The following is a 9,004-nucleotide window of genomic DNA, read 5'->3' as shown; positions in this document are numbered from 1 at the left end:
CTCTCCAAAAAAGTTTGTTTCTTAACTGTTCTTTAACGTTTGCTCGCTTTTGTAAGCTAGCATGTACGTAACATACTGGTTGTTTTGTTCAGTTTTCAAAGATCAATTTTGTTAGCGACAATTATTAATAATAACAAAATAGATTAATAATGTCAATAACTTTTTTTGTTCGCCTTAATGTTTCGCTCGCCTCTTTTGAAGCGACCTCTCAAATATATCATTTCGATGTGTTTAAGTCAATGATTTTTTATAACTTTTTTAAAAGCTATTATTTTGGTTCCGCCTCTCAAAAAAGCGACTTCACTATAATAGCATACAGATATTTCATACGCAAGATCTTTTTTATTCTTCTTTCTATATCTGCTTTACCGATTTACAAGCTTTTAGAAAACTTGACCTTTGACTACAACAATAACCTTAGCTGCCCTTATACTTCAAACCTTAAAATTTCATTACGTCGAGTAACTTTCCTGCTAAAACTTTATAATTTCCTAATGAATAAAAAAATGAGGGAGATGAAATCCCCCTCATACCTCTATTGATTATTATTTATAGAACAAATAAATGAATTGCTGTTAAGGAAGCTATTCCTGGAATACCTAACAATCCAACTATAATAGCTGTAAAAACATTTATTGGCAGGTGTAAACCAAATGATGCTCCGAATAAATTAAAGAAAAACAAGAATAGAACACCGATTGTTATTTTGATCATACCTTGTCCAGCAGATCGCACCAATTTAACAGGTACTCCTTTTATTAACAAAACCGCTATAAGTGTCACTAAGGCAAAAATAACCCAACCATTCATACGTCTTGTCCCCTTTGCCATTTTAATAGTTACTAGTAATGTATGAATTAGGAGACAAGGTTAGAAGTAAAAATGTGACTTCTTTATTTTTTTGTATGAAGCGCTGATAAATTTCTGACTTTTGCCTCTCTTAACAGATAAAGATATTTCATTTTTGTTAATGTTAAATCATATTGGCCAAGTTCACTTGGTTCAATGCTTCGATCCATAATTGCCTCTATACTTTTCCATTCGCTTTTTAAGTGATTGATTTTTTTGAGTATTTCTTTTTCTAACATATTAACTTTCTTTTTTGAACGTAACATTTTTCTCACCTACTATTACACTTCTCTTCGCCCTTCCAGCGCTTTGGATAATGTTACTTCATCGGCATACTCTAAATCCCCGCCCATTGGCAAACCATGCGCAATCCTTGTCGTCTTAATACCTGATGGTTTGACTAGCTTGGAAATATACATGGCGGTTGCTTCTCCTTCTATATTCGGATTTGTGGCCAATATTAACTCTTTCACCTCTTCGTCTTTTAAGCGATTGATTAAAGATGGCACATTAATATCTTCTGGACCAATTCCATCCATTGGAGATATCGCTCCATGTAAGACATGGTATTTCCCGCTAAATTCTTTCATTTTTTCCATAGCTATTACATCTTTCGGGTCTTGCACCACACAAATCAATGATTGATCACGAGTATCATCCTGACAAATAGCACATGGGTCTTGATCTGTAATATGACCGCAAATACCGCAATGAGTAAGTTCTCTCTTTGCGTTTGCCAAAGCTTTAGCAAAGTCTAACACATCATCTTCTTTCATATTTAAAACAAAGAACGCCAGGCGGACGGCCGTTTTAGGACCGATTCCTGGCAATTTTGTAAAGCTGTCAATAAGCTTTGATATTGGCTCCGGATAATACATGAAGTACTCCTCCTAGAACATACCTCCAGGTAAATTTAAACCTTTTGTAAATTTGCCCATTGTATCGTTTGTTTTTTCTTCTACTTCTTTTAACACTTCATTTGTAGCAGCTAAAATAAGATCTTGCAGCATTTCAATATCATCAGGGTCCACTACTTCTTCATCAATTTCAATATCGATAATTTCTTTTTTTCCGTTTGCTACTACTTTAATCATTCCACCACCAGCAGTTGCTTCAAAGGTCATTTCTTGCAACTCTTCTTGTGCTTTCATCATATCTTTTTGCATTTTTTGCATTTGCTTCATCATTTTGTTCATATTTCCTCCACCACGCATGGCAATCCCTCCTAATTTTTTGAGTTATGAATCATGTATTTCTATTATATCATCACCAAATAGCTTACGCGCTTCCTCCACTACTGGCCCTTCATTTTCTTCTTGTTGTTCTTGAAAAGAGTCTGTTGAATCTTGCTGTCGCTGCTTTCTAACATATTCTTCTCTTAATGTTTGCCAGTTCGCTTCTGGAATTGGGATAAAGGTCATTTCTTTTCCCATTACTTGTGATAATACTAATTCTATCGTTTGCTTATTCTCTAGTGCAAGTGTACAGTGTATTTCATATCGAAAAGAAATAACCACTATATCATCGGAAGCAGCACTTGGTTTGCTGTTTTGAATCGTGGCATGTGCTTGAGCACTTTGTTGTTTTAATGCTTCCATAAAATTCGGCCATTGGGAACGAGCCTGCTTTAGAGATGCTTTTGTAGCTTCACCCAAAACACCGCGAATCCTTTCATATGGAACATTATAAGAATTTCTGCCTTTTGGTGTATTTCTTCTTGGTGCTTGCTTCTGCTGAACTGTTTCTGATGTACTCTGACTACGTTCATTAATCGCTTTTTCTAGTTCGTTAATCTTTCTTTCTAACTTTTCATATGTAGTATCGGATGGCATTGATTGCTTTTTTGGTTGTTCGCAGATTTTTAATACGGCTACCTCAATAAACACTTTAGGACTGTTCGTCCATTTTATTTCTTGCTGGCATTGATTTAATTCCTTTATCGCGAGTTGTATCCATTCCGCGTCTAACAGCTCTACTAACTCCTTAAAAGTATCGTCGACAATCGCTCTTTCTAAAACATTTTCTAAGGACGGTGCTGTTTGATATAGCAAGGCATCTCTTAAATAGTATATTAAATCAAAGACAAATCTTCCAGGATCTTTACCTTCTTGTATAAGCTGATCAATATCCAACAACGCTTGCTGTATCTTATGTTCAAACATCGAACGAATCACATGCGAAAGCTTCGCCTGCGAAACAGACCCCGTCACAGCTAATACATCATCTAAACCAACTTCTTTCTCACTATAAGAAATAGCTTGATCTAATAAACTTAAAGCATCACGCATACCACCTTCAGCTGTAAGTGCTACTACCTCTAGAGCTTCACGTGTTACTTTCAAATTTTCAGCCTTCACAATCGCTTCCATTCGATCAGCCATCACAGCTTGTGAAATTCTTTTAAAGTCAAAACGTTGGCAACGAGAGATGATGGTTAAAGGAATTTTATGCGGCTCTGTCGTCGCTAAAATGAAGATCACATGCCTCGGGGGTTCTTCTAATGTTTTTAATAACGCGTTAAAGGCACCAATCGATAACATATGTACTTCATCGATAATATATACTTTATACGTTACGGAGCTAGGTGCGTATTTTACTTTATCACGTATATCTCTAATTTGTTCCACACCATTATTAGACGCTGCATCAATCTCGACAACATCAGAAATAGAACCGTCTTGAATGCCAAGACAAGCTGAGCATTGATTACAAGGCTCTAGTGCTGGGCCATTTTCACAGTTTACAGCTTTTGCAAAAATCTTGGCAGCACTTGTTTTTCCTGTTCCACGAGGACCGGAAAACAAATAAGCATGGGTAAACTTATCTTGCATAATCGCATTTTGCAAGGTACGAGTGATATGTTCTTGTCCGACAACATCCTCAAAACTTCTTGGACGCCATACTCGATATAGCGCTTGATAACCCATTTTTTTGATCCCCTTTTAAACATTGTTCTCATAATTACTTCATATATATGTATTGTAGCAAATCCGCCAAACAAAAACGAGTATGATTTTTTATCGCGGTGAACAATCGCCCGTAAGACCCTCACTTCAAGAATTAGAATAATAGAAGTATAAGTGGAGGATAACGGACGCTAGCACCTTGATAAGTTTCGCTAACCATCAGCAGGGGATGAAGCCCCACTGATGGAAGTCTCTCTTTATATATAATCAAAAACCTCTTGTTTTTCAACAAGAGGTTGTTATTTCTATCATAAAGCCGTGCACCAAACCTCGATGTCAATGCTCTAAGCGTTACTCAAGTTCATAGCTCGACCCAGGCTTCCCCGCGGCACACAGGAGAAATCGCTTAATGCTGCTTCCTTCCGGACCTGACATAGTTCACGAGTTCCTGTTGCGCAGGACCCAAGTGTCCACACTAATTCCTTAAGGCAGACCTTAAAGCATTGCCACCTCAGCAAGGTATTCAGTCTCGCTATAGCGGATTGCGAGTACAGGGCACCGCTACCTCCCCACCTAGCACGGCAAATTTGCTAATATATTCAGTTGCGCTGTTAGTAGCGCATTTATTAGTATAACTTGTTCTTTCAAAAAATGCAATTATTAATTACTTTCATTTTTATCCAATTTCTGCTGTTTCTTTTTTTGACGCAATGCATGGAAAAAGGCAGACAACAATTCACTGGATTCCTGCTCCAATACTCCTGCACAAACATCCACTTGATGATTAAAACGATTATCCTGTAACAGATTAAAAACCGACCCCGCACAACCTGCCTTAGGGTCACTAGCTGCATAAACAACTCGAGGAATTCTCGATTGTAAGATAGCACCCGCACACATTGGACAAGGTTCTAAGGTTACATACAACGTACAATTTTCTAATCTCCAGCTTCCAATCGACTCATTTGCTTTATCAATCGCAAGCATTTCCGCATGCGAACTGGTAGTCTGTAATTTTTCTCGTAAATTAAAGGCAGAAGCAATGATCTCCTCTTCGTATACAATGATAGCACCGATTGGTACTTCTCCTAATGTTGCTGCTTTTTTAGCTTCTTCTAAGGCATATTGCATATATTCTTGATCTGTCATCATATCCCACACTTTTTCTTTATTCTTTATCTTTACTATGCAAAAGATTTAACTTTTCTGCAAGTTATGTCCCATGATTTTTTCATTATATGGGAAAGATATCTTTATAATAGATAACAGAGGTGCAGATGATGAATAAAACCGCTATTTTAATCATTGACATTATAAATAATTTTCAATTTCAAGAAGGCTACTTACTATTAAATGAAACGAAGAAAATCCTGAATCCTTTAATAGAATTAAAAACATATGCAAAAAGGAACCATATTCCTGTTATTTATGTTAATGACCATTACCAGACATGGGAGACAGACTTCAAAAAAATATGTGATGCTTGTTTAAATCAACAAAACCAAGAGATTATCGATAAATTAGCACCGACCTCTTATGATTATTTTTTAATCAAACCACAGTTATCGGGCTTTTTTCGCACACCATTATCATCGTTATTGAAGGAATTAGATGTTACTCAATTAATTATTACAGGTATTGCAGGCAATATTTGTGTGCTATTCACAGCCAATGATGCTCATATGCGAGGGTATGATTTATATATTCCTAAAAACTGTATCGCATCTAACAGTCCTCATCAAAATAAGGAAGCATTAAAACTCATGGAAAAAATATTTAAAGCAAAAACTGATCCAATCTAACCGTTCTAAATTTTTATTTTCATCATATGGTAGGAAAGGGTAGAGAATTGGTTAGAAAGGAGAGCAATCTGTGCAAATTTATACCGTAAAACAAGGAGATTCCTTATATAACATTGCCAATCAGTACGGTATTTCCTATCAGTCCATTGCTAATGCTAATGAAATAGATGCAACAGAAAGCCTGGTTGTTGGTCAAAGTCTAGTTATACCTATATATGGGGATTTTTACACCGTTCAACCTGGAGATAGTCTTTATTCCATTGGGCAAAAGTTTGGTCTTTCTGCATCTGAAATAGCAAATGCCAATCAAATTAATATGTATCAGCCATTGTCCGTTGGCATGACTTTGTATATTCCAGAAGGAACAAAACCAGAAATAGAAGTAAATGCCTATATTGAGCCAACAGGAGGTACTGTTTCGGAAACATTGGAAAATGCCGCAAGAAAACATAGTGAATCTTTAACGTATCTTGCCCCTTTCTCCTATCAAGTAACAAGAGAAGGGGACCTTATCCCTCCGCCACTAAATGATTTCCCTCAAATCGCACAGGAAAACAATGCAGTATTAATGCTTGTTGTGACTAATTTGGAAGAAGGTGGTTTCAGTCAAGAACTCGGGCGAATCATTTTAACGGATGAGAATGTGCAGGATCGTTTACTTGAACAAATTATCCAAACTGCTAATGAACAAGGATACGGTGATGTTCACTTCGATTTTGAATTTTTGCCGGCTGAAACGAAACAAGATTACAGAGCTTTTTTAGAAAAGGCAACTCAGAGATTGCATAATGCAGGGTTGCTTGTATCCACTGCCTTAGCACCTAAAACAAGTGCAGAACAAACTGGACAATGGTATGAAGCCCATGATTACCAAGCACATGGTGAGATTGTTGATTTTGTAGTACTTATGACATATGAATGGGGTTATAGCGGTGGGCCTGCGATGGCTGTTTCGCCTATTGGGCCCGTAACAGATGTAGTAAATTACGCTTTAACAGAAATGCCTGCAGATAAAATTATGCTGGGACAAAATTTATATGGCTATGATTGGACACTGCCATATGAGCCTGGTGGGGATATCGCAGATGCCATAAGTCCACAACAAGGCATTCAGTTAGCACGTGAAAATAATCAAGCAATCGAGTTTGACACAGAAGCTCAAGCACCTTATTTTTTTTATTATGATGAAGAGGGAAATCAGCACGAAGTCTGGGTCGAAGATGCAAGATCCATTCAAGCTAAATTCGATTTAATTAAAGAGAAAAACTTACGAGGGATTAGTTACTGGAAGCTAGGTTTAGCATTTCCACAAAATTGGGTACTTCTGCAAGATCAATTTCAAATTAGAAAAAGAGGGCAGTAATCAATAGGGAATCAGTCAAATTGACTGATTCCCTATTGATTCATTAAAGCCCTCAGTTCTTCTTTATTTTCCATTAAATCCGCCAATGTATATTGATCTAATACTTGAAAAAAGGCGTTCATCGCTTCTCCTATAACATGCCTTAAATGACATGCAGGGGTAATCACACATTGATTATGTCCATCATCAAAACACTCTAATAAATAAAAATCATTTTCCATTATTCTAATCACTGACCCGATATTAATGTCAGTTGGGCTTTTGGCTAAAACAATCCCGCCATTTCTTCCTCTCGTTGTTTCAATATACTCCGCTTTACTTAACTGATGGACAACCTTTCGAATATGCTCAGATGAAATAAAAAAGGTTTCCGCTATTTCTTTTATGCTTACCTTTTCCTCATTCTTCGTTGCCGTATACATTAAAACACGCAAAGCGTAATCCGTATATTTCTTTAATCGCATAATCGCCTTTGCTCCTTCCTCTCTCCTATTTTACCGTATCTGTTCTTTAGATACCATTTTAATGGTTAACAGAATTGTCAAACATTTCTTTTATTACCTATAGCCATAAGTAATAAAATGTTTTATTATAAAGATGTATAAAAAATACATCTTTTTTTAAATAAATAAGGAGTGAATTCCTATGACTACTCAGACCACCTTATTAGATCAACAAACAATGAAAACGGTGAAAGCTACAGTACCTGTATTAGCAGAGCACGGTCAAGCCATTACTTCCAGATTTTATGAACGATTATTCCAAAGTCATCCAGAATTAAAAAATATCTTTAACCAAACAAATCAGCGAAAAGGAAAGCAGCCTCAGGCTTTAGCAAATGCTGTATATGCAGCTGCCGCTAATATTGACCAACTAGAAAATATTTTACCAGTTGTGAAGCAAATCGCTCACAAGCATAGAAGTTTGAACGTTAAACCAGAACATTATCCCATTGTCGGCGAAAACCTCTTAGGGGCAATGAAAGATGTGCTTGGCGATGCTGCAACAGATGAGGTCATCGAAGCATGGGGAAAAGCTTATCAAGTCATAGCAGATGTCTTTATTGCAGTAGAAAAGGAAATGTATCAGAGAGCTGAAGAACAACCAGGGGGATGGAAGGGATATCGTGAATTCGTTGTAACGGATAAAATAGAGGAAAGCGAAGTTATAACATCCTTTTATTTAAAACCAAGCGATAACCAATCCATACCAACATTCCAAGCAGGCCAATACATTACAGTGAAAGTGGAAATCCCTGAATTACCATACACTTGCCAACGTCAGTATAGCTTGTCATGTAAACCGAATGAGGAATACTTCCGCATTAGTGTCAAAAAAGAAGCAGCAACTGAAAAGCAGCCAGCAGGTACTGTTTCTTCTTATTTAAATGAATCAGTAATCGTTGGAGACAAATTATCTATTAGTGCGCCTGCAGGGGATTTTGTGTTAGATGAAAAAGAACAACCGCTTGTTCTGATAAGCGGTGGTGTTGGACTAACTCCATTAACTAGCATGTTAGAAACAGTCATTGACCAACAACCGGATCGAGAAGTGTATTATATTCATGCTGCTCAACATGAGAAAGTCCATGGATTTAAAGAAAGAGTAAAAAGTCTAGAAGAACAAAACAATAAAGTTCACGTCTATACGGTATATGACAAGCCGTTTGACCGTTCATTATGTGACAAAACGGGATATATTGATTTACCTTTCTTACAATCTATTTTACCAACAAAAGAAGCATCCTTTTATTTCTGTGGCCCGGAGCCATTTATGAAAGCTATCAACGATGCTTTAAAAGAATGGAATGTCAGCGAAGAAAACATCAACTATGAATTTTTCGGACCAAAAGGAGACATAGAATAGTCCATTGAAGATCCTAATCATTTTTCCAAAAACTTCGTAGTAGAACCAAACTGCGCAATACTGTAGGGTGAGAGTTTAAATGACGCTTCGGAAATATACTTCGCTTTCCGCGGGCAACGCTTCAGCTTCCTCGGAAGCAAAATACACTTCTTGCGGGATCTTCAGCCGTTGCTTTTCCCGCAGGAGTCTACGTATATTTCCTACGCTGTCAGGATGGT

The 9,004-nt window shown here is 37.0% G+C and carries 10 protein-coding genes and 1 other RNA gene; 3 read left to right on the top strand and 8 right to left on the bottom strand.

What is annotated here, in order from left to right:
• Window positions 1-549: 549 nt before the first annotated feature.
• The 7 genes from GHD00_RS20530 to tadA all read right to left on the bottom strand — a co-directional run bounded on the left by GHD00_RS20530 (window position 550) and on the right by tadA (window position 4,904).
• A complete protein-coding gene (locus tag GHD00_RS20530) occupies window positions 550-810 on the bottom strand; it encodes a pro-sigmaK processing inhibitor BofA family protein (RefSeq protein ID WP_163540053.1) in 261 nt (86 codons plus the stop codon).
• Window positions 811-893: 83 nt separating this feature from the next.
• The gene (locus GHD00_RS20525; protein ID WP_163540052.1) at window positions 894-1,115 is read right to left on the bottom strand and encodes a YaaL family protein; all 222 of its coding nucleotides are present in this window, start codon (window positions 1,113-1,115) and stop codon (window positions 894-896) included.
• Window positions 1,116-1,130: 15 nt separating this feature from the next.
• Window positions 1,131-1,727, bottom strand: a complete 597-nt coding sequence (gene recR, locus GHD00_RS20520) for a recombination mediator RecR (protein WP_163540051.1) — start codon at window positions 1,725-1,727, stop codon at window positions 1,131-1,133.
• Between the two features lie 12 nt (window positions 1,728-1,739).
• Window positions 1,740-2,063 (bottom strand): YbaB/EbfC family nucleoid-associated protein, encoded by a 324-nt coding sequence (locus GHD00_RS20515; RefSeq protein ID WP_163540050.1) that lies wholly within the window; start codon window positions 2,061-2,063, stop codon window positions 1,740-1,742.
• A gap of 24 nt (window positions 2,064-2,087) precedes the next feature.
• Window positions 2,088-3,776, bottom strand: coding sequence for a DNA polymerase III subunit gamma/tau (dnaX, locus tag GHD00_RS20510; protein WP_163540049.1), 1,689 nt, complete (start codon window positions 3,774-3,776; stop codon window positions 2,088-2,090).
• 295 nt (window positions 3,777-4,071) lie between these two features.
• Window positions 4,072-4,337, bottom strand: an RNA gene (gene ffs, locus GHD00_RS20505) — signal recognition particle sRNA large type.
• 78 nt (window positions 4,338-4,415) lie between these two features.
• Window positions 4,416-4,904, bottom strand: coding sequence for a tRNA adenosine(34) deaminase TadA (tadA, locus tag GHD00_RS20500; RefSeq protein WP_163540048.1), 489 nt, complete (start codon window positions 4,902-4,904; stop codon window positions 4,416-4,418).
• A gap of 131 nt (window positions 4,905-5,035) precedes the next feature.
• On the opposite strand from tadA, the gene GHD00_RS20495 reads away from it, so the two are divergent.
• Window positions 5,036-5,557 (top strand): cysteine hydrolase family protein, encoded by a 522-nt coding sequence (locus GHD00_RS20495; protein ID WP_163540047.1) that lies wholly within the window; start codon window positions 5,036-5,038, stop codon window positions 5,555-5,557.
• Window positions 5,558-5,627: 70 nt separating this feature from the next.
• Window positions 5,628-6,920 carry a glycoside hydrolase family 18 protein gene (locus GHD00_RS20490; RefSeq protein WP_163540046.1) on the top strand — a complete coding sequence of 431 codons (1,293 nt, stop codon included), beginning with the start codon at window positions 5,628-5,630 and terminating at the stop codon, window positions 6,918-6,920.
• A gap of 32 nt (window positions 6,921-6,952) precedes the next feature.
• On the opposite strand, the gene GHD00_RS20485 is transcribed toward GHD00_RS20490, so the two are convergent.
• Window positions 6,953-7,384 (bottom strand): RrF2 family transcriptional regulator, encoded by a 432-nt coding sequence (locus GHD00_RS20485; RefSeq protein ID WP_163540045.1) that lies wholly within the window; start codon window positions 7,382-7,384, stop codon window positions 6,953-6,955.
• Between the two features lie 181 nt (window positions 7,385-7,565).
• Here GHD00_RS20485 and hmpA point away from each other — a divergent pair, with 181 nt between their 5' ends.
• Window positions 7,566-8,786: an NO-inducible flavohemoprotein gene (gene hmpA, locus GHD00_RS20480; RefSeq protein WP_163540044.1), complete on the top strand. Its 1,221-nt coding sequence runs from the start codon at window positions 7,566-7,568 to the stop codon at window positions 8,784-8,786.
• The last annotated feature ends 218 nt before the right edge of the window (window positions 8,787-9,004 follow it).

The organism is Gracilibacillus sp. YIM 98692, from assembly GCF_010993965.1.
In the GTDB taxonomy this organism is placed as follows: domain Bacteria; phylum Bacillota; class Bacilli; order Bacillales; family Amphibacillaceae; genus Gracilibacillus.
The sequence above is the reverse complement of the archived record's forward strand: the minus strand, read 5'-3'. Positions and strand labels throughout refer to the sequence as shown.

What these genes read in the sequence shown, in the direction of transcription:
- GHD00_RS20530 (WP_163540053.1), bottom strand. Translation starts at nt 810, where the DNA reads ATGAATGGTTGGGTTATTTTTGCCTTAGTGACACTTATAGCGGTTTTG.
- GHD00_RS20525 (WP_163540052.1), bottom strand. Translation starts at nt 1,115, where the DNA reads ATGTTACGTTCAAAAAAGAAAGTTAATATGTTAGAAAAAGAAATACTC.
- recR (WP_163540051.1), bottom strand. Translation starts at nt 1,727, where the DNA reads ATGTATTATCCGGAGCCAATATCAAAGCTTATTGACAGCTTTACAAAA.
- GHD00_RS20515 (WP_163540050.1), bottom strand. Translation starts at nt 2,063, where the DNA reads ATGCGTGGTGGAGGAAATATGAACAAAATGATGAAGCAAATGCAAAAA.
- dnaX (WP_163540049.1), bottom strand. Translation starts at nt 3,776, where the DNA reads ATGGGTTATCAAGCGCTATATCGAGTATGGCGTCCAAGAAGTTTTGAG.
- tadA (WP_163540048.1), bottom strand. Translation starts at nt 4,904, where the DNA reads ATGACAGATCAAGAATATATGCAATATGCCTTAGAAGAAGCTAAAAAA.
- GHD00_RS20495 (WP_163540047.1), top strand. Translation starts at nt 5,036, where the DNA reads ATGAATAAAACCGCTATTTTAATCATTGACATTATAAATAATTTTCAA.
- GHD00_RS20485 (WP_163540045.1), bottom strand. Translation starts at nt 7,384, where the DNA reads ATGCGATTAAAGAAATATACGGATTACGCTTTGCGTGTTTTAATGTAT.
- hmpA (WP_163540044.1), top strand. Translation starts at nt 7,566, where the DNA reads ATGACTACTCAGACCACCTTATTAGATCAACAAACAATGAAAACGGTG.